At 58.4% G+C, this 20531-nt stretch carries 12 protein-coding genes; 10 read left to right on the forward strand and 2 right to left on the reverse strand.

What is annotated here, in order from left to right; all coding sequences use genetic code 11:
* Positions 1–17 precede the first annotated feature (17 nt).
* The 4 genes from JJQ76_RS18235 (at position 18) to JJQ76_RS08785 (ending at position 9239) form a co-directional block, all read left to right on the forward strand.
* Positions 18–1535 carry a diguanylate cyclase domain-containing protein gene (locus JJQ76_RS18235; protein ID WP_210396410.1) on the forward strand — a complete coding sequence of 506 codons (1518 nt, stop codon included), beginning with the start codon at positions 18–20 and terminating at the stop codon, positions 1533–1535.
* Between the two features lie 132 nt (positions 1536–1667).
* Positions 1668–3938, forward strand: a complete 2271-nt coding sequence (ptsP, locus tag JJQ76_RS08775; RefSeq protein ID WP_210396411.1) for a phosphoenolpyruvate--protein phosphotransferase — start codon at positions 1668–1670, stop codon at positions 3936–3938.
* 230 nt (positions 3939–4168) lie between these two features.
* Positions 4169–7078: an EAL domain-containing protein gene (locus JJQ76_RS08780; RefSeq protein ID WP_210396412.1), complete on the forward strand. Its 2910-nt coding sequence runs from the start codon at positions 4169–4171 to the stop codon at positions 7076–7078.
* A 115-nt stretch (positions 7079–7193) separates the two neighbouring features.
* Positions 7194–9239, forward strand: coding sequence for a molybdopterin-containing oxidoreductase family protein (locus tag JJQ76_RS08785; protein WP_210396413.1), 2046 nt, complete (start codon positions 7194–7196; stop codon positions 9237–9239).
* Positions 9240–9531: 292 nt separating this feature from the next.
* Here the strand turns inward: JJQ76_RS08785 and JJQ76_RS08790 are convergent, their stop codons facing one another.
* Positions 9532–10581 carry a CsiV family protein gene (locus JJQ76_RS08790; RefSeq protein WP_210396414.1) on the reverse strand — a complete coding sequence of 350 codons (1050 nt, stop codon included), beginning with the start codon at positions 10579–10581 and terminating at the stop codon, positions 9532–9534.
* A complete protein-coding gene (mfd, locus tag JJQ76_RS08795; protein ID WP_210396415.1) occupies positions 10578–14027 on the reverse strand; it encodes a transcription-repair coupling factor in 3450 nt (1149 codons plus the stop codon). Before mfd ends, JJQ76_RS08790 begins: the two co-directional genes overlap by 4 nt.
* A 187-nt stretch (positions 14028–14214) precedes the next feature.
* On the opposite strand from mfd, the gene JJQ76_RS08800 reads away from it, so the two are divergent.
* From JJQ76_RS08800 to nqrE, 6 genes are all read left to right on the forward strand, one after another.
* Complete coding sequence (locus tag JJQ76_RS08800; protein ID WP_210396416.1) at positions 14215–15651, forward strand: glyceraldehyde-3-phosphate dehydrogenase; 1437 nt, start codon at positions 14215–14217, stop codon at positions 15649–15651.
* A 252-nt stretch (positions 15652–15903) separates the two neighbouring features.
* Positions 15904–17238, forward strand: a complete 1335-nt coding sequence (locus tag JJQ76_RS08805; protein ID WP_210396417.1) for a Na(+)-translocating NADH-quinone reductase subunit A — start codon at positions 15904–15906, stop codon at positions 17236–17238.
* Between the two features lie 2 nt (positions 17239–17240).
* The gene (locus JJQ76_RS08810) at positions 17241–18449 is read left to right on the forward strand and encodes an NADH:ubiquinone reductase (Na(+)-transporting) subunit B (RefSeq protein WP_210396475.1); all 1209 of its coding nucleotides are present in this window, start codon (positions 17241–17243) and stop codon (positions 18447–18449) included.
* Positions 18439–19221 (forward strand): Na(+)-translocating NADH-quinone reductase subunit C, encoded by a 783-nt coding sequence (locus JJQ76_RS08815; protein ID WP_210396418.1) that lies wholly within the window; start codon positions 18439–18441, stop codon positions 19219–19221. Before JJQ76_RS08810 ends, JJQ76_RS08815 begins: the two co-directional genes overlap by 11 nt.
* A 3-nt stretch (positions 19222–19224) precedes the next feature.
* Positions 19225–19875, forward strand: a complete 651-nt coding sequence (locus JJQ76_RS08820) for an NADH:ubiquinone reductase (Na(+)-transporting) subunit D (protein WP_210396419.1) — start codon at positions 19225–19227, stop codon at positions 19873–19875.
* Between the two features lie 13 nt (positions 19876–19888).
* A complete protein-coding gene (gene nqrE, locus JJQ76_RS08825; protein WP_210396420.1) occupies positions 19889–20497 on the forward strand; it encodes an NADH:ubiquinone reductase (Na(+)-transporting) subunit E in 609 nt (202 codons plus the stop codon).
* The last annotated feature ends 34 nt before the right edge of the window (positions 20498–20531 follow it).

The raw sequence follows: 20531 nt of genomic DNA on the forward strand, positions 1-20531 counted from the left end.
GAAACAGGGGAGTGCCGGTGTCTGACCCAGCGATCGTTTTTTATTCCGATTTCAATTGCCCGTTTTGCTTTGCGCTTAACGAGCGCATTCTTGCTATGGGTGAAAGCGCCAAGGTGGAATGGCGCGGAATCGAACATATGCCCGCCGCGGATGCCGGTAAGTCGACTCTGGTGGACCAGACCCAGCTCATTAATGAGGTGGCCGTGGTACGCAAGCGCGCACCGGAAGTGAACATAGTGACCCCCGATTTTCGCCCATCGACCCGCCTGGCTAACCGGTTACTGGTGGCGCTCGCGGATATCGGTCGTCACCCGCGTGCCGAGCTGCGCACCCGTATCTATCGTGCGTATTGGCAGCGTGGTGAGAATATCTCCGACCCGCAGGTGCTGGGCCAGCTCTGTCGCACGGTAGGGGTTGACTATCCGGAAGCGAATCTTGCTGCCGATCAAGTAGTTGAGCAGCTGGCTGGCTGGCAACGGGAGTGGGAGGGCGAACGTTTTCATACCCGCTTGCCGGCGATGGTGTCGGTGGCCGCGGACAAGCCGGTACTGGGTTTTCCAACCTACGACCTGTTGTCCAATTTTTTCTCCGGAGAGGAGATCGGTTTGGCGCCGGAAAGTCTGGCCGCCTGTGAGCTCAAACCGCGCCAGGCAATCCTGTTGGTCGGTAATCTGGGCAAGGAGCGTTGCAACACTACTGAGCTGGATGCGGCATACCAGTTTACCCAGCAGAGCGATTTTGCCGCTGCCCACCAGTGGCTCAAGGATCAGGATTGTTTACCGGACATGGTGGTAATTGATGCGCAGCAGGCGCGCGACGAAGCGTTGACGTTTTGCTCCGAGTTGCGGGCGCTGCCGGTGTTTCGGTATACCGCGCTGATATTGCTGGCAGACGCCAGTGACCCCGGTATTGAACTGGCTGGTTTTGACGTGGGTGCCACCGATGTTCTGTTTGATCTTGGCGATGCCAAGGTCTGTCAGGCCCGGCTGGACCTGCATTTGCGCATGAAACGCAGCGCGACCCTGCTGGCGTCGCTGGCGCGCATGGATTACCTCACCGAATTGCCCAATCGGCGGGAATGTGACCGCAAGCTGGAACAGGAGTGGTTGCGACTGCGGCGACATGGCGAGCCCCTGGCACTGGTGCTAATCGATATTGACCATTTCAAGGCGTACAACGACCACTATGGTCATTCGTTGGGGGATGATTGTCTGCGTCAGGTGGCCAAGGCGATGTCGCGTTGTTTGCGGCGTCCGGCTGATATGCTGGCCCGCTATGGGGGCGAAGAGTTTATGGCTATATTGCCGGAAACCACGCGAGAGGGCGCTGAAACCGTTGCCCAGGCCATGGTCGAAGCGGTACGGCAAACCGGTTTGCCCCATGAAGCGTCATCAACGGCTGATTGGGTGACTATCAGTGCCGGGGTGGCGGCTCTGGTTCCTGAGGATGGGGCAACACCGCGTGAAATCAGCGAGTTGGCTGATAATGCGTTGTATCGGGCTAAATCCGGTGGACGCAACCGGGTCTGCCGCTGATTGGTTGTCGGCCCCGCTTTCCTTTTTAGCGATTCTGATTAATGATCTAGGGCTAAGAGCGCCGCCTGCTGACTTGCGTCGAGAGGTCTGTTGATTCGTTTGCGACACCGGTGGTGATAAGGAGTCTGTCCCATGCCAAGTTTGGCCCGCCTACAGCGTATCGTTCAAGATGCCAGTGCGGCTGCATCTCTTGATGAGATCCTGCGGATTTTATCGACCCAGGTAAAAGAGGTGATGGCGCTGGATGTTTGCAGTATCTACTTGATGGATGCGGACAGTCAGGAGCTGGTGCTGATGTGTACTCAGGGGCTCGATCCTGCGTCCGTCGGCCGTATCCGCATGCCGCTCGGCGATGGCCTTGTGGGGTTGGTTGGCGCACGCGAGCAACTGCTTAATATCGAAGACGCGCCTAGTCACCCCAACTTCCACTATTTCCCGGAAGCGCATGAGGACGAGTACCACGCTTTTCTAGGTGCGCCCATCGTTCATTACCGTCAGCTGGTCGGAGTGTTGGTCGGCCAGCAGCGTGATGCACGCCGGTTCGATGGCGAAGATGAAGCCTTTATGGTCACCATCGCCGCGCACCTGGCGGGCATCCTCAGTCACGCCATCAACAGCGGTAAAGTGTCTAATTTGCTGCAGAGTCACACCTCTTCCCATACCTTCGTTAACGGTGCCATCGGCTCCACCGGTGTCGGTATTGGCAAGATTGTGGTGCCGGGCGGTTCCCTCAGCTTCCGTCAGGTTGATGAACTCTGTGCGCTGGATAAAGCCAGCGAGCTAGTCAGCTTTGAGCATGCCGTAACGGGTGTGCGCAATGAGCTTGAAGCCGGGCGGGCGCAGATGGAAGAGACCCCCGGCGATGTGAAGGCGATTTTCGATGCCTACCGTCTGATTCTCGACGGAGCCGATCTGCAAAACGCAGTGCGCAGCCGGATCGAAGGCGGGCTGGTTGCGCCTGCCGCTCTGAAGCAGGCGATCGAGGAGCTGGCATCGATCTTTGAAGCGATGGAAGACCCCTACTTTCGCGCACGCGGTGAAGATATTCGTAATATTGGCCTGCGCTTGCTGCGTTTTTTGATTGAACCTGAAACGGTCGTGACCAACTACAGTGAGCCTTGCATTCTGGTGGGGGAGGTGGTCAGTGTGTCCGATATCGCCAACATTCCCCAGGAGCGCCTTGCAGGGATTGTCTGTCAGCAGGGATCGGCGCTGTCGCACACAGCCATTCTGGCCAGTGCGTTGGGCGTGCCCGCGGTCATGGGGGTGGGGGAGCTGCCGCTGCGCCTGCTAAAAGGCCAGCAAGCGATCATCGATGGTTATCAAGGACGGGTTCACTTTCGCCCCAGTAAAGCGCTGTTGGCAGAGTTTCGCCGCTTGCAACGCCAGGAGCAGGAATTCGACCGCTCGCTGGACAAGCTTCGTGATCTGCCGGCAGAGACCATTGATGGACGTCGTCTGTCACTGCTGGTCAATACCGGCCTGCTGTCTGATATTACTCCGGGCTTGCAGAAAGGTGCCGAGGGCGTCGGCTTGTACCGTACCGAAATCCCGTTCATGGTCCATGAGACCTTTCCCACCGAAGAGGAGCAGTATCAGGTCTACCGCAAGGTGTTGGGTGCCTTTCATCCTCGCCCGGTGACTATGCGCACCCTGGATATCGGCGGTGACAAGCCATTACCCTATTTTCCGGTGTCCGAGGCCAACCCCTATCTCGGTTGGCGTGGTATTCGCTTTACCCTGGATCACCCGGAGATCTTTCTGGGGCAGTTGCGAGCCATGCTGCGCGCCTCGGTAGGGATGGATAACTTGCGAATTCTACTGCCCATGGTCAGTAGCGTGGGTGAAGTAGACAGCTTTTTGCAGTTGCTCGACAAAGCGATCGGTAGTCTGCGAGAGGATGGGCTTGAGGTGCTAAAACCCCAGGTCGGAGTGATGATCGAGGTACCCTCGACCATGTATCTTCTGGACTTCCTTGCCTGGCGGCTGGATTTTGTTTCCATCGGCACCAATGACCTGACCCAGTATCTGTTGGCGGTCGATCGTAACAATGAACAGGTCGCCAGCTTGTTCTCCCGTCTTCACCCCAGTGTCATTCGTGCGCTTAATCAGGTCATGATCCAGGCTCGCGAGCATGGGCTGGAGGTTTGTCTCTGTGGCGAGTTGGCGGCGGACCCGGCGGCGGTTTTGCTGTTGGTGGGCATGGGCGTGGATTCGCTGAGTATGAATGCCTACAGCCTGCCGCGGGTAAAGCATGTTATCCGCTCGGTGGAGCGGGCGCAGGTGGAAGGCTTGCTGATGAATGCGTTGCGGATGTCCGATGAACGGGAGATTCGCGATATGCTCAACCGCTTTCTCGAAAAGAGCGGACTGGGTGGTTTGATTCGTTCCGGGCGCTCTTAGCCCTGCGTGGTGTAAATCTGACACAAATCAATTAAGTCGTTGTTCGATCTGGCTGTTTGGCGCTGCTGACGTATGCTTAAGTGATTAAAGCGGTGTCTGCCGGCTCAACGCCTCGGGCATCGGTGATTGCGAATCTGATGTGTCGAGTCTCATGCTCCTATCTTCCCGGAAGACCCTTGTGGTTGTCCTGTTCCACCGGTTTCAGATCATCCAGGTGATGGGGGGCGGGCATGGATAAAGCCCACTCTTCACTGCGCCTCAAGGTTATGGCCCAGATTCTCGATCAGGGCCCCGTGGCCATCTGTGTTACCGACCCTGACGGGGTGGTCGAATACGTTAATGATACCTTCGTGGAGCGGACCGGCTACAGCCAGCAGGAGCTGATCGGTCAGCGCCCCAGCGTGTTGAAAAGTGGCCTTACCGATTCCGCGGTATATCGTGATCTCTGGCAGACCATCAGTGCCGGCCAGGTATGGCGCGGCGAGCTGGTTAATCGCACCAAGTCCGGCGAGACGTTCATTGAAAGCCAAGTCATCGCCCCGATTCATGACGACCGCGGCGCGATCTCCCATTACGTCGCAATCAAAGAGGATGTGTCATCCCTGCGCCGATCCCAGCAGGCGCTGCAGCGGCGGGTTCGAATGCATCGTTTGCTGTCGGCGTGTAACCAGTGCCTGGTGCGATCGGGGTCCGAGCCCGAACTTATGGTAGGGATCACGGAAGAACTGGTTGAAGCTGGTGGTTACTGTTACGCCTGGATCGGATTGGCCTCATCCGCTGATTCGCTGTTGTTGCCGGTTGCCCACGTGGCGGCGTCTGGAGGTGGGGCGGGCCAGCTTGCGCCGGATCCTGCTGTTTCGGAGCAGGTGCTCCGCAGTCTGCGGCCGCATCTGCGTCATGGTGATGCGGTCGGGGCTGAGGCTCCAGGGGCCTGCAGCAGCCTGGCGTTACCCTTTCTAAACGAGGAGCAGGGGCTCTATGGAGTGCTGCACCTCTATGCTGACGACCCGGCGCAGTTCGATGCTGAAGAGCAAGCGCTGCTGCAAGAGCTGAGCGAAGACCTCTGTTTCGGCATCAGCGCTCATCGTATTCGCGAAGCTCTGCAGGAAAGTGAGCTGCGATTCCGTACCATCGCCGAGGATTCCGTTGCCGGTATCTACATGATTCGGGATGGCCGGTTCGTGTTTGCTAACCCCCAATTGGCGGCCATCTTCGGCTATACCCCCGAAGCGATTGTTGGCATGAGAGTAATGGAGCTGGTGGCCCCGGAAGACCGCGAACGGGTGGCGGAAAACCTGCGTCGGCGTATCGACGGCGAGCTCGATAGCCTGCATTACGAACTTATCGGATGGAGCGCTGACCAGCGGCGTCTGCGGATAGAGGTGTTCGGCGCCCGGTCCGTATATCTGGGGCAGCCGGTTGTGGTGGGTACTTTGCTCGACGTTACCGGGCGCTACGAGGCAGAGAGCCGCATGCGTCTGCTAACCCGGGCCATGGATGCGGCCAGTAGCGGTATTGCCATCTCGGATCTGTCGCTGCCGGACAATCCCTTCGTGTATGTGAACCGAGCGTTCGAAACCATTACCGGTTACCCCGCTGATGAGGTCATTGGACGCAATGGACGCTTCCTGTTAGGCGATGATCGCCGCCAGCCGGAACTCGAAAAGCTCAAAGCAGCGTTGCGTGGGCGCTTGCCTGCGGAAGTGGTGCTGCGCAATTATCACCGCAACGGCAGTCTGTTCTGGAACCAGTTCTCCGTCGCTCCGGTGAAAGATGAGCAGGGAGAAACAACCCATTACATCAGCGTCATCGATGATATTACCGCGCATAAAAGCTATGAGCGTCAGCTGGAACAACTGGCCAACTATGACGGCCTGACCGGGCTGGCCAACAAAAACTTGCTGCGTGACCGCCTGCAACAGGCAGTGATTCATGCCGGTCGCAACAATCGCCGCTTTGCGCTCTTGGTGCTGGATCTGGATCGCTTCAAAATCGTTCATCAGTCCCTAGGCGTGGTCGGTTCTGACGCCGTGCTGCAGACCGTGGCGCAGCGTCTTCAAAATCTGTCTCAGCCAGCGGATACCGTCGCCCGTCTGGGGGCTGACGAATTTGCCTGGCTGATGTTCGATTATCTTGATGATGGCCAGATCGTTCATCGCGCCCAGCAGCTGATGGCGTGTCTGGCCGAGCCGATCGAAGTTGGCAGTGATCACCTCACTCTGACCGCCAGTATCGGAATTACGCTCGCAACCGGAGAGGGCGGTGCGGATGTCCTGCTAGCTAACGCCGAAGCGGCGATGTTCCGGGCGGCGGAAGAGCGCAATAGTTTCCGTTTCTACGCCCCGGAAATGAATGAACGCGCCCGCCAACGGCTAGAGCTGGAGTTGGATCTCAAGCGCGCCAATGAGGCCGGCGAGTTCGTACTCTACTACCAGCCGAAGGTGTGCTTGCGCAGTGGCAGGATTACCGGTGCAGAGGCATTGATGCGCTGGCAGCACCCTGTCCGGGGCATGGTCCCGCCTAACGACTTTATTCCCGCCGCCGAGGAGATCGGTCTGATTGGCAGCATGGGTAAGTGGGCGCTGGCGGAGGCCTGCCGCGAGGTGGCAGACCTCAATCGTGAGCTGGGTTTGCATCTTTCCATCGCAGTCAATCTGTCGGCGCGGCAGTTTGGTGACGCTTCACTTACCCGCCACGTGGCGGAAGTGCTGTCCCAAACCGGGTTGCCGGCCTCCCAGTTGGAGTGTGAGCTGACCGAAAGCATGCTGATGGATGACCCAGAATGCGCCCAACAGCTGCTGGCGCAACTGCAGCGGCTGGGGGTGCGCGTTGCGTTGGATGACTTTGGTACCGGCTACTCGTCGCTAAGTTATCTCAAGCGTTTCCCCATCAATACCTTGAAGATCGACCGCTCTTTTGTTCGCGACATTCCCGGTGACGAGCACGATATGGCGATTGCCCGCGCCATCTTGGCACTGGCGCAGTCTCTGGGGTTACAGGTTGTCGCCGAAGGGGTGGAAACCGACGAGCAGCGGAGCTGCCTCGCCGCTGAAGGTTGCGATACCATGCAGGGATTCCTGTTCAGCCGACCGCTGCCGGCGGCCGAGTTTCGTCAGTTATTGCTCGATAGTGGCCGCTGATCTGATTGCCATACACTCTGCTTTTCCTGTTGCGGTTGCTCGTTAACGGCGCCGGCGCTTGCTAAGCTTCGAGGCGGTTATTCAACCTACCGCGGTCTAATTCTGGAGCTTGATCATGACGTCGGCGTTCTTTTCTTCGACTTGTCCCCACGATTGCCCATCGGCCTGTGCGCTAAAAGTGGAGCGCCGTGACGACAACACCATTGGTCGCATTCACGGTGACAAGAGCAACCCTTTTACCGCCGGTGTCATCTGCGCCAAGGTGGCGCGTTACGCGGAGCGGGTGCACCACCCCGGACGGCTGCGCCAACCGTTACGGCGCACAGGGGCCAAGGGAAGTGGGCAATTCAAGCCGATCAGTTGGGATCAGGCGCTGGATCTGTTGGCGCAACAGATGAATCAGGTTGCTGAAACCTGGGGGGCAGAGGCGGTGTGGCCCTATTTTTATGCCGGCACCATGGGGCAGGTGCAACGCGGCAGCATCAACCGCTTACGCAACCTGATGGGCTATTCCGGCCAGCTCACTAACATCTGTACCGCGATTGGCTACGCAGGGTGGAAAGCGGGGACGGGCAAAATCTGTGGTACTGATCCGCGCGAACTGGTTGATAGCGACCTGATCGTGCTCTGGGGCTGTAATGCGGTGGCAACGCAGGTGAATACCATGACCCATATTGCGCTGGCGCGTAAGCGCGGTGCCCGGTTGGTAGTGGTCGATCCTTACCGTAATCACTCTGCCGACAAGGCGGATCTGCACCTTGCGCTGAAACCGGGCAGTGATGGCGCGTTGGCGACGGCGATGATGCATGTGTTGTTTCGCGATCAACTGGTCGACCGTGAGTACATGGCGCGCTATACCGATGATCCTGCCGGGTTGGAAGCGCATCTGATCGACCGCACGCCGGCTTGGGCCGCGCCGCTGACCGGACTGTCGGTAGCGGAGATCGAGCATTTCGCCCGGCTTTATGGGCGCGCGCGGGCGAGCTTCATTCGCATCGGTCTGGGGATGAGTCGCCAACGCAATGGTGCGGTTAACGTCCATGCGGTGTCTTGTCTGCCGGCCCTCACCGGGGCCTGGCAGGAGCGGGGCGGGGGGGCATTGCTGGCAACTTCGGACCTGTTTCATCTGGATAAAACCCTGATCGAAGCGTCCGATCATGCGCGCCCTGTGCGTCAACTTGATATGTGCCGGATCGGCGCCGTGTTAGCGGGTGAGCCGGCTGACTTGCAGGGTGGGCCGCCGGTCAAGGCGATGTTGGTGCAAAACAGCAACCCCGCCACCGTTGCACCGGAGTCTGCACGGGTAAGGCAAGGGCTGCTGCGTGAGGATCTGTTTCTCTGCGTACATGAGCAGTTCATGACCGATACCGCACTGCTCGCCGACCTGGTGCTGCCTGCCACCACCTTTCTGGAACACGATGATCTTTACACCAGTTATGGTCAGCCCTACCTGCAGCTCGGTTTGCAAGGGATTGAGCCGCTCGGGGAAGCGCGCTCCAACCACTGGCTGATCAATCAGCTGGCGCGGCGGCTGGGCGCGGAGCATGTCGCCTGTGGCTGGAGCGAGCGCGAGTTGATTGATGCAACGCTGCTGGCCTCGGGCTATCCCGACCTGGAGCAGTTGGACAGCATGGGGCGGCTTGATTGCTCGTTACCATCGGAGCAGATGCGATTTCTTGATGGTTTTGCCCAGCCCGATGGGCGGTTTCGCTTACGGCCCGACTGGCCGACCGGAGAGCAGGTTCAGATGCCGGAATGGCCGGATTACTGGCCGGTTAATGAAGGGGTGGATCAGCGTCATCCGTTGCGTCTGATTACTCCGCCGGCACGCCATTTCCTCAATTCCAGCTTCACCGAGACGGATAGTTCCAGAGCCCGGGAGCAGCAGCCGAAGTTGCTGATAAATCCCGGTGATGCAGCAGAATATCGGTTATCGGATCAGGGTTTGGTGCGGGTTGGAAATACACGGGGCGAGGTGCTGCTGGTCGCGTCTTTTACCGACCGCGTTCCGTCTGGATTGGTGGTTGTGGAGGGGATCTGGCCCGGCAGGGACTTTGTTGACGGTGTGGGTATCAATGCCCTGGTGGGGGCCGACGCGCCTCTGCCTGGTGGTGGCGCGGCGTTTCACGACGTAGCGGTGTGGGTCAGATCTGCAGGCTGACTTATCAGGTGATGCGTAGGAGTAAAAAAAAGGCTCCCTGAAAGGGAGCCTAAAGATGAGGATAAAACACAGCGCGTTAGCGCCAAGCCGTCGACAATGACAGCGAACACCGTGGGCTTTGAGCAAGCCGGACTGAAGTTCGTCGCTGTGGGGTATTGTTCAGCATCGGCTGAAAGTAACCCGGTTGGTAACGCTCTTCAGGTTGATGTCCAAACCCCCTGCAAAGCAGGATTGGTAGCCATATTAGACCTTGGTATAACGCTGGGCAAACGACAGTTTTTCAGCCGTCAGGTTAGTTTTTCTCATCTTTTTCGGCTGCTACGGCCGAGCGCGCCGGCTGTGTGGTAGCAGCATCGGAGGCTGTCTCCCGGGGTGTTGGTAGCAGGGGTTCGGGTTCCGGTTGTGGGAGCTCGTAGGGGGTTACCCGCGCAATGAGGCCAAGCATCGGGTGGTCAATGTAGTGCAGCTCGCCTGAGCGCATCCGACGGCTCTGTTGCAGCCGCAGGGTCAATATCCCGGGCTCGGGCATCACCAGTTGCAGCGTGCTCGGCGTCGGCTCGGACGTCTGCGGCGAGATCGCCAGAATCTCTGATGATGACAGTGAGGCCGCGCTGCTGGATGTCTGGGGTTGCTCCAGCTCATCGGGTCCTTTGGGGCGCATCGAGATCCAGCCCGGTGGGGTCTGAATCCGGTAGTAAAGGTCGGCGTCCAGGTGCAGGTAGCGGCTGATGGATAGTTCAATAACGCCGCTGAGTGCCGGAGTGCCGTCGCTGGCAAGTACTTCACTGGAGACGATGATGGGTAGGCTTTGGCCGCGCTCTGAGACCGGCTGGCGCCAGGCTGCGTGAAAGAGTGGCTGGTAGCCACGATTGATCCAGCGTTGTGCGGTCACCGGCAGCTGCCATTGGGTTTCACCCAGGCGGCGGTAGGCGTCGTTCTGATACAAGGTTGTGTCGACCACTCTTGGCGCGCTGACAGCTGCGCTACTGGCGAGGTCGCCGGACAGTGGTGCTGCCGGTTGCGGTGGTGCGATTGTGGCTGCCGATGCGGCCAGAGCGGAGGTTTCTGCCGCAGGATTGGCCGGCAGAAAACGTGCCGATTGGTTGGGGTCTTCGTCCGGTTGGAGCAGCAGCAGGGCGTTTTCCGGCGGTGGAGGGGCGGTAATGCGCTCGTCCCAGAATTCTGCCATCAGGTTGTCGTCCGCCTGAGCGAAGATATACAGCTCCACCTCATACCACGGCGCCGGCTGGGCGTCCGGGTCTGGATCGTTGGCCAGTGCCGCGGATGGCAGACTCAGGGCCAGGCTCAGCAGGGTAGCGGCTGCCATTGATTGTTGTATCACGCGGATCTCCCCTCGGGTGTCAGTTGTTGCAGCAGCCGTTCGAGTGCGTCAAACCGCTGTTCGCTGGTGGCCATGTCGAGATTGAATTTAAGCCGGTTGCCGCCTTCCAGTCCATAGCGCTGGGGTTGGCCTTGTACCAGTTTCACCAGGATAAAGGGGTCGACCGCGGTGTCGCCGCTGAATTCGATCCGGCCGTTGCTCGGGCCCGCATCCAGCCGGGTGATGCCCAGCGCCTGAGCACGGATCTTCAGCAGTGTGATCCGGAACAGGTTCTTGACCGGCTCGGGCAGCAGTCCAAAGCGGTCGATCATCTCGACCTGTAACTCTTTGAGCTCGTCAGCGTTCTTGGCGCTGGCGATTCGCTTATAGAGAATCAGCCGGTTGTGGACATCGGGCAGGTATTCTTCCGGAATCAGGGCTGGCAGCTTGAGATCCACTTCGGCTCCGTGACTGAGGGGTTTGTCCATGGACGGCGCTTCGCCTTTGCGAATCGACTCTATGGCCTGTTCCAGCAACTCCATATAGAGCGCGTAGCCTACGCCTTCAATCTGGCCGCTTTGCTGGTCACCCAGCAGCTCGCCGGCGCCGCGGATCTCCAGGTCGTGCGTGGCCAGAGTAAAGCCCGCACCGAGGGTATTGGCCGCTTCAATCGCCTCCAGTCGCTTGATGGCGTCAGCGGTCATGGCCTTGTGATGGGGGGTGAGCAGATAGGCGTAGGCCTGATGGTGGGAGCGGCCCACCCGCCCGCGCAGTTGGTGGAGCTGGGCGAGGCCGAACTTGTCCGCACGCTCGATGATGATGGTGTTGGCGTTGGGGATGTCGATACCGGTTTCGATAATGGTGGTACAGACCAACAGGTTGTAGCGCTTGTGATAGAAGTCGCTCATCACCTGTTCCAGTTCTCGCTCGCGCATCTGGCCGTGACCGATGGCGATCCGCGCTTCCGGCACCAGTTCGCGCAGCTCTGCGGCGAGGTTGTCGATGGTTTTGACTTCGTTGTGAAGGTAGTACACCTGCCCGCCGCGCAGCAGTTCACGCAAGATCGCTTCTTTGATCAGCGGCTTGTCTTTTTCGCGCACGAAGGTTTTGACTGAGAGTCGGCGCGCCGGCGGTGTGGCGATGATCGACAGGTCGCGAATGCCGGCCATCGACATATTGAGGGTGCGCGGTATCGGGGTGGCGGTAAGGGTCAGAATGTTGACCTGGGCGCGCAGGGACTTCAGCTTCTCTTTCTGCTGCACCCCGAAACGGTGTTCCTCGTCGATGATCAGTAGCCCCAGGTCTTTGAAACGGATATCGCTGCCGAGCAGCTTATGGGTCCCGACCACGATATCGACCTGGCCTTCGTTGAGGCCCTTAAGGGTTTTGTTTTGTTCTGCGCCACTGCGGAAGCGCGACAGCACCTCGACCCGAACCGGCCAGTCGGCAAACCGATCCTGAAAGGTCTGGTAGTGCTGCTGGGCGAGCAGCGTAGTGGGGGCCAGTATCGCCACCTGCTGGCCGTTCTGGATGGCAATAAAGGCCGCCCGCAGGGCAACTTCGGTTTTGCCAAAGCCCACATCGCCGCAGACCAGGCGGTCCATCGGCACCTTGCTCTGCAGGTCGGCGATGACAGCGTTGATGGCCTGTTCCTGGTCCGGGGTTTCCTCGAACGGGAACCCCTGGGCGAACTGCTGGTAGTCCACCTCGTCCAGGGTGAACTCGCGCCCGCTGCGAGCGGCGCGGCGGGCGTAGATGTCAAGCAGTTCGGCGGCAGTGTCACGGATCTGCTCCATCGCCTTGCGCCGCGCCTTGCTCCACTGTTCGCTGCCCAGCTTGTGCAGCGGTGCCAGAGTGTCGCTGGCGCCAGAGTAGCGCGAGATCAGGTGCAGCGAGGATACCGGCACATACAGCTTGGCGCCGTCAGCGTACTCCAGCGTCAGGAACTCGTTGGGTTGGCCATCCAGCTCCAGTGTCTGCATGCCGAGGTAGCGGCCGACGCCGTGCTGGTCGTGCACCACCGGTGCGCCCACCTGCAGTTCGGTGAGGTTGCGAAAGATCAGTTCGCTGTTGTCCGTGGCTTTCTGACGACGTCGCTGCTGCAGTACCCGCTGGCCGAGCAGTTGCGCTTCGGTGATCAGCTGCAGTTCATCGCCCCAGCACCAGCCGCTGGATACCGGTGCGGTGGTGATAGCGTATTGACAACTGTCGTTGAGAAAGCCGAGCCAGCCATTGACCGTCGTGGGGCGCAGGCCGATGCGCGCCAGCAGTTCGAGCAGGGCTTCTCGGCGCCCGGCGGACTCGACGCAGAACAGGGTACGTCCGCCGCGGCTCTGCAGCTGCTGCTCGAGTCGGGCCAGCGGCTGCTCGGCCCGGCCGTCGGCGGTAATCTCCGGTAGCGAGGAAAAGGGTAATGCCGTGCCGTGGCGTGCGGTGCTGCCATGCTCCAGTTGGGTGCGCGGGAGCGGCTTGAGCTGGGCGAATAGCTGCTCAACCGGCAGGAATAGTTCCTGAGGTGTCAGAATGGGACGTTGAATGTCGTGAGCGCGACTTTCGTGCCGGCTGTTGCTTTCGCGCCAGAACTCCTCGCACGCCCGCTCCAGACCGGGGAAAGTAAACAGCTGGGTCTTGCTCGGCAGGTAATCGAACAGGGTGGCGGTCTGGTCAAAAAACAGTGGCAGAAAATACTCGATCCCCGCCGGGGCAATGCCGCTGCTGATGTCCTGGTAGACGCTGCAATGGCGCGGATCGACATCGAAACGGTCGCGCCAGTTCTGGCGGAAACGGTTGATGCCCGCCTTGTTGAGCGGGAACTCCTTGGCGGGTAGTAGGCGCACGCTGTCGAGGCGGTCGACCGAACGCTGGGTTTCCGGATCGAAAGTGCGCAGGGTGTCGATCTCGTCGTCGAACAGGTCGATGCGCAGTGGCAGATCGCTGCCCATGGGGTAGATGTCGACGATCGAGCCGCGTACCGCGAACTCGCCATGCTCGTAGACGGTTTCCACGGCGCGGTAGCCTGCCTCGGTCAGTTCGTCCCTCAGTTGCAGTGGATCTATTTTCTGGCCGATATCGAGCACCAGGCTGTTGGCGCTGACGAAGCTTTTGGGCGGCAGTCGGTGGAGCAGGGTTGAGGCTGGCACCACCAAAATGGCGCGCTTGAGCTGCGGCAGCTGCTGCAGGGCGGTCAGGCGCTGGGAGACAATATCCTGATGGGGTGAAAAATTATCGAACGGCAGGGTTTCCCAGTCGGGAAAGCTGAGTACGTTCAGCTGCGGTGCGAAAAAGCGGATCTCGTCTTCCAGCCGCGCCGCTGCTTCAAAGTCGCTGCAAACCGTCAGTGATACACCGTCAAATGCCTGAGCGGCCTCTGCGATCAGCAGGCTTTGGGCGCTGTCAGGCAGGTTGCCGAGGTGGCGGGTCTGGGTATCTGTTTGCGGCGGCAGGTGGGAAAGCAGCAGTGATGACATTGGGGCAGAAGGGCTCGCTAGCGGGTTCAGCGGGCATTGTAACGGCTGGCCCGGTAAGCGCAACGCAGCGATTATAAAACGGGCGCTGAAGATTGATTCTAAAGTCTAGGTTTGGTGGTTTGCCCGAAATAAGGGAAAAGCGCATAATACGGCCTCCCAAAATTCTGACGACATTGGAGTAGCCCCCGTGAGTCAAGAACAAGTCTTTGCTGAATGGAAAGAGCGTGAAGCCGTCGCTGAAGCGATGATCCCGGTAATCGGCCGTCTGTATCGCGACCGTGAAGTCGAAACCTCTGTATTCGGCAAGATCGTTGTTAAACGTTCCGTTATCAACATCCTCAAGGCGCACCGCTTTGCGCGCCAGATCGAAGGTGAAGAGCTGTCGCCGCTGGATACCTATCCGGTACTGCAGGCGATGGATAAGATGGATCTGGGGCACTCCCATATCGACATCGGCAAGCTGGCAGTCAAGTTCAAGCGTGAAGCTAACGGTCAGTCGATGGAAGAGTTCCTGAACAAGGAGCTGGCGGGTGCGCTGAACAACGGCGAAGAAGCGCCGGCCACTGATGTTGTGCTCTACGGTTTTGGTCGTATCGGTCGTTTGCTAGCGCGCCTGCTGATCGAAAAAACCGGTGGCGGTCAGAACCTGCGCCTGCGCGCCATTGTGGTTCGTGGTCAGGGTGGTGATCTGGAAAAGCGTGCCAGCCTGCTGCGTCGTGACTCCGTGCACGGTTCTTTCCTGGGTACCATTACTGTTGATGAAGAAAATAGCGCCATCGTTGCCAACGGTAACGTCATCAAGGTGATCTACTCCGACGCGCCCGATACTATCGATTACACCGCTTACGGCATCAGCAACGCCGTGGTGATCGACAACACCGGTAAGTGGCGTGATCACGACGGCCTGTCGCTGCATCTGCGTGCCAACGGTGTTTCTCGCGTCATTCTGACCGCGCCGGGCAAGGGTGTTAAGAACATCGTGATGGGTGTGAATAACGGTGACGTGACGCCGGAAGATGTGATCCTGTCCGCGGCTTCTTGTACCACCAACGCCATTACGCCGGTACTGAAGGCGGTCAACGACAAGTACGGCGTCAAAAATGGTCACGTTGAGACGGTTCACGCTTACACCAACGACCAGAATCTGATCGACAACTACCACAAGGGTGATCGTCGCGGTCGTGCGGCGGGCCTGAACATGGTTCTGACCGAAACCGGTGCTGCCAAGGCGGTTGCCAAGGCGCTGCCGGAAATGGAAGGCAAGCTGACCGGCAACGCGATCCGCGTGCCGACGCCGAATGTGTCCATGGCGATTCTTAACCTGAATCTGGAAAAGGCCACCACCAAGGACGAAATCAATACCTATCTGCGTGATGCAGCCCTGCATTCCAAATTGCAGAAGCAGATCGATTACAGCAACTCTCCGGAAGCGGTTTCCACTGATTTTGTCGGCAGCCGTGCGGCGGGTATCGTCGATGGGCTGGCGACCATCGTCAGTGGTGCCGGTGACTCCTGTGTGCTCTACGTTTGGTACGACAACGAGTTTGGTTACAGCTGCCAGGTGGTCCGTCTGCTGCAGCAGGTGACTCGCTCGACGCTCCAAGCTTACCCGATTGAAGGATAAGAGATTCAATCGGTTATGAACGAAAAAGCCGCTAGATAGCGGCTTTTTTTGTGGCCCGGCGACGGCGGTGCAAAAAATTTGGAAAAGCTGCCTTCTAGCCCATTGGTTGAGTAGAAAAAGGTGGTCCAAATCTTTATAATTGTGCGGTTTTTTTGGTAGGGATCTGAGTGATAAAACGCAGTTCTGTGCTTCAGTCGGTGCAGGTGTTTTACAGGTTCCTGAAAGTAAAGCTTTTTTGATTGGGTGAGGCGTATGATCAAGATCAACAAAGGTCTGGATCTACCTATTGCCGGCGCACCGCGTCAGACCATCGTTGATGGTGCTGAAGTGCGCTCGGTAGCCGTGATCGGCACAGACTACGTGGGCATGAAGCCTACTATGGCTGTTCGTGAAGGCGACCGAGTGAAGCTCGGCCAGGTGATTTTTACCGACAAGAAAACACCCGGTGTCAAATACACAGCGCCAGCAAGTGGCGTCGTGTCTGCGATTAACCGTGGTGAGAAGCGGGCTCTGCAGTCTGTAGTAATTGAGATCGACGGCGATGATGCTGTTGAATTCCCGCAAACTGACGCCGCAGCTCTCGGCCAGTTGAGCCGCGAGCAGGTGGTGGAAAACCTGGTTGAGTCCGGTCTCTGGACCGCGCTGCGCACCCGCCCATTCAGTAAGGTTCCCGCTCCCGGAAGCGAGCCCAGCTCCATCTTCATCACCGCGATCGACACCAATCCGCTATCCGCGGATCCGGCGGTAATCATCGCTGAGCAGAAAGACGCTTTCCTGCAGGGCCAGGAGATTCTGGCCAAGCTGGTGCAGGGTAAGTTGTTCCTGTGTAAAGCAGCGGGCGCAGACATCCCGGCCGCGGGGGTTTCTACCGTGGCTGAGTTTGAAGGTGTTCACCCGGCGGGTAACCCCGGCACCCACATTCACTTTCTGGATCCGGTCAGCGCTACCAAGACGGTTTGGTATATCGGTTACCAGGACGTGATCGCCATCGCCAAGCTGTTTACTACCGGTCGTCTGTCGGTTGAACGTGTTGTTGCGCTGGGTGGCCCGCAGGTGTCCGAGCCGACGCTGCTGCGTACTCGTGTTGGAGCCAATACCGACGAGCTGGTAGCAGGCCGGGTTAAGAACGCGGATAACCGTGTCATTTCCGGATCTGTCTTCAACGGCGCTATCGCGGAAGGCCCCTTTGCTTTCCTGACCCGTTACACCAACCAGATCAGCGTGCTGCTCGAAGGTCGCTCACGCGACTTCATGGGCTGGATCGCGCCGGGTAAAGAGAAGCACTCTCTGCTCAACGTGGTAACCGGCAAGTTCAGCTCTAAGCTGTTTAACTTCACTACCACCACCAACGGTTCCGAGCGGGCCATGGTGCCGGTAGGGCAGTTTGAAGACGTTATGCCGCTGGATATCCTGCCGACCCAACTGCTGCGTGCACTGGTCGTGGGCGATATGGATACGGCGATTAACCTCGGCGCGCTGGAGCTTGACGAAGAAGATATCGCACTCTGTACCTATGCCTGTACCGGCAAGTACGAGTACGGTCCGATTCTTCGCGACAACCTGACGCAGATCGAGAAAGAGGGCTGATGATGAGCATCCGTGGTTTTCTGGACAAGCTTGAGCCGCACTTTCACAAAGGCGGCAAATACGAAAACTGGTACGCCCTCTATGAAGCGGTCGATACCATCTTCTACACCCCCGGTCAGGTAACAAAATCAGCGGCGCACGTTCGCGACGCGGTTGACCTGAAGCGGATGATGATCCTGGTGTGGATGTGTACTTTTCCGGCGGTTTTTGCCGGGATGTACAACCTGGGCTATCAGGCCAACACGGCGATGGCGGCACTGGGTGTCACCGAAGTCGAAGGCTGGCGCGGCGCGCTGATCGGCATGTTTGCCGGACACGACGCGGCGAGCACCTGGGATAACTTCATTTATGGCGCAGTTTACTGGCTGCCCGTATACCTCACCACGTTCGTGGTTGGTGGTTTCTGGGAAGTGCTGTTCGCGATGAAGCGTGGCCATGAAGTGAACGAGGGCTTCTTCGTTACTTCTATCCTGTTTGCGCTGATCCTGCCGCCCACTATTCCGCTGTGGCAGGTGGCGCTGGGCATTACCTTCGGTGTAGTTGTCGCCAAGGAAGTGTTCGGTGGTACCGGCAAGAACTTCGTCAACCCGGCGCTGGCGGGTCGTGCGTTCCTGTTCTTCGCCTATCCGGCGCAACTTTCCGGTGACGCGGTCTGGACCGCCGTTGACGGCTTCTCCGGTGCGACTCCTCTGGGTATCGCAGCGGCGGGTGGCGTTGAAGCGGTACTGGCTCAGAACATTACCTGGATGGATGCCTTCCTGGGTAACATTCAAGGTTCTGTGGGTGAAGTAAGCACCATTGCCATCCTGATCGGTGGTGCGGCGCTGATGTTCTTCCGCATTGCAGCCTGGCGCATCGTTGCCGGGGTGATGGTGGGGATGATCGGCATGACCTTGCTGTTCAACCTGATCGGTTCCGACACCAACCCGATGTTCGGTCTGCCCTGGCACTGGCACCTGGTTCTGGGTGGTTTTGCCTTCGGTATGGTGTTTATGGCGACTGACCCGGTGTCCGCCTCCATGACCAATACCGGCAAGTGGTGGTTCGGCGCGCTGATCGGCGTGATGGTGGTACTGATCCGTGTGGTCAACCCCGCGTTCCCCGAAGGCATGATGCTGGCGATCCTGTTCGCCAACCTGTTCGCGCCGCTGATCGACTTCTTTGTGGTGCAGGCCAACGTTAAACGGAGGATGCAGCGTAATGTCCGCTAATAACGATACTATCTCCAAAACGCTGATCGTTACGATCTCGCTGTGCGTCGTGTGCGCGGTGTTCGTATCGGCAGCGGCTGTTGGCCTCAAGCCCAAGCAGTTGGCTAACAAGGAAATTGACCTTAAATCCAATATCCTGGCTGCGGCCAATATCGATGCGGCTGGTCGCTCGGTACAGCAGGTGTTTGACGAAAACGTGGTATCCCGCGTGATCGATCTTGAAACCAATACCTGGGCTGACGATGTTGATCCATCCAAACTGGATGAACGCAAAGCAGCTAAGGATCCGGCTTCTGCGGTAACCCTGACCGGTAGCATTGACCGTGCGGGTATCAAGAAGCACTCCCGCTACAAGACCTTGTACATGATCAAGAAGGGTGACGAGATCGAAACCCTGATTCTGCCGATCCATGGTAAAGGTCTGTGGTCAACGCTTTACGGCTTTATGGCGCTTAAGGGCGACCTGAACACCGTTGAAGGTCTCGGTTTCTACGAGCATGCAGAAACTCCGGGACTGGGCGGTGAGGTTGACAACCCCCGCTGGAAAGGCGTTTGGCCGGGCAAAAAAGTTTACGGTGATGACCCGCTCAACCCAGAGATTCAGCTGATCAAGGGTACTGTTGATCCGGCGTCCAAGGGTGCCGAGCACAAGATCGATGGTCTGGCCGGTGCTACTTTGACGTCCGTTGGTGTAACCAATCTGGTGCAGTTCTGGTTGGGTGAGAACGGCTACGCGCCCTTCCTGGCCAAGCTGCGCAAGGGTGAGGTGTAAATCATGGCTGATACCAAAAAAGACGTAGTCGTCAAACCGATTCTGGACAACAACCCGATCGCGCTCCAGATCCTCGGTATCTGTTCAGCGCTGGCGGTAACCAGCAGCATGAATGTGGCGCTGGTGATGTCGCTGGCAGTAATCGCGGTTACCGGATTCTCGAATCTGTTTATCGCGGCAATCCGCAACCACATCCCGAATAACATCCGTATCATCGTGCAGATGACCATTATTGCCTCTTTGGTAATCGTGGTGGATCAGGTGCTCAAGGCGTTCGTTTACGATCTGTCCAAGCAGCTGTCGGTATTCGTGGGGCTGATCATCACCAACTGTATCGTTATGGGCCGGGCGGAAGCCTTCGCCATGAAGAACCCCCCGGGAATCAGCTTCCTGGATGGTATCGGTAATGGCCTCGGTTACGGTGCGGTACTGATGTTCGTGGGCTTCATTCGTGAGCTGTTCGGTGCAGGCTCGCTGTTCGGTTTTGAACTCCTGCCGCTGGTTACCAACGGTGGCTGGTACGTGCCGAACGGTCTGATGTTGCTGCCGCCTTCCGCTTTCTTTGTTATCGGTCTGATGATCTGGGGTCTGCGTACCCTGAAGAAGGACCAGGTTGAGGAGCCGGAATTCGTTATGGCTCCTAACACCAAGTAAGGGGAGAAGCGTCATGGAACATTTTATTAGCCTGTTCGTAAAGTCAGTCTTTATCGAAAACATGGCTCTGGCCTTCTTCCTGGGGATGTGTACCTTTATCGCCATCTCCAAGAAGGTGCAGACCGCTCTGGGTCTGGGTATTGCGGTTATCGTGGTGCTGGGCATCACCGTGCCGATCAATAACCTGATCTACACCTATCTGCTCAAGGATGGTGCACTGGCCTGGGCCGGTCTGCCGAATGTCGACCTGAGCTTCCTGGGACTTATCTCCTATATCGGCGTTATCGCCGCGATCGTTCAGATCCTGGAGATGTTCCTGGATAAGTTTGTGCCGGCTCTCTACAACGCTCTGGGCGTATTCCTGCCCCTGATCACGGTTAACTGCGCCATCATGGCGGGTGCGCTGTTCATGGTGGAGCGGGACTACAACTTCGGCGAGTCGGTGGTTTATGGTCTGGGCGCCGGCACCGGCTGGGCGCTGGCGATCACCGCACTGGCGGGTATTCGCGAGAAGATGAAGTACAGCGACGTGCCCCACGGTCTCCGTGGTCTGGGCATCACCTTCGTGACCGTCGGTCTGATGGCGCTGGGCTTCATGTCCTTCTCCGGGGTACAGCTCTAAGCTGTGCGGAATAGAGCAGAATAAAGGTTAAACG

The sequence above is a fragment of the Motiliproteus sediminis genome (assembly GCF_017912535.1).
In the GTDB taxonomy this organism is placed as follows: Bacteria; Pseudomonadota; Gammaproteobacteria; order Pseudomonadales; family Balneatricaceae; genus Motiliproteus; species Motiliproteus sediminis.

Coding starts and splice junctions, on each gene's coding strand:
- JJQ76_RS08810 (WP_210396475.1), top strand. CDS start 17,241: ATGAGCATCCGTGGTTTTCTGGACAAGCTTGAGCCGCACTTTCACAAA.
- ptsP (WP_210396411.1), top strand. CDS start 1,668: ATGCCAAGTTTGGCCCGCCTACAGCGTATCGTTCAAGATGCCAGTGCG.
- JJQ76_RS08780 (WP_210396412.1), top strand. CDS start 4,169: ATGGATAAAGCCCACTCTTCACTGCGCCTCAAGGTTATGGCCCAGATT.
- JJQ76_RS08785 (WP_210396413.1), top strand. CDS start 7,194: ATGACGTCGGCGTTCTTTTCTTCGACTTGTCCCCACGATTGCCCATCG.
- JJQ76_RS08815 (WP_210396418.1), top strand. CDS start 18,439: ATGTCCGCTAATAACGATACTATCTCCAAAACGCTGATCGTTACGATC.
- JJQ76_RS08820 (WP_210396419.1), top strand. CDS start 19,225: ATGGCTGATACCAAAAAAGACGTAGTCGTCAAACCGATTCTGGACAAC.
- JJQ76_RS08805 (WP_210396417.1), top strand. CDS start 15,904: ATGATCAAGATCAACAAAGGTCTGGATCTACCTATTGCCGGCGCACCG.
- mfd (WP_210396415.1), bottom strand. CDS start 14,027: ATGTCATCACTGCTGCTTTCCCACCTGCCGCCGCAAACAGATACCCAG.
- nqrE (WP_210396420.1), top strand. CDS start 19,889: ATGGAACATTTTATTAGCCTGTTCGTAAAGTCAGTCTTTATCGAAAAC.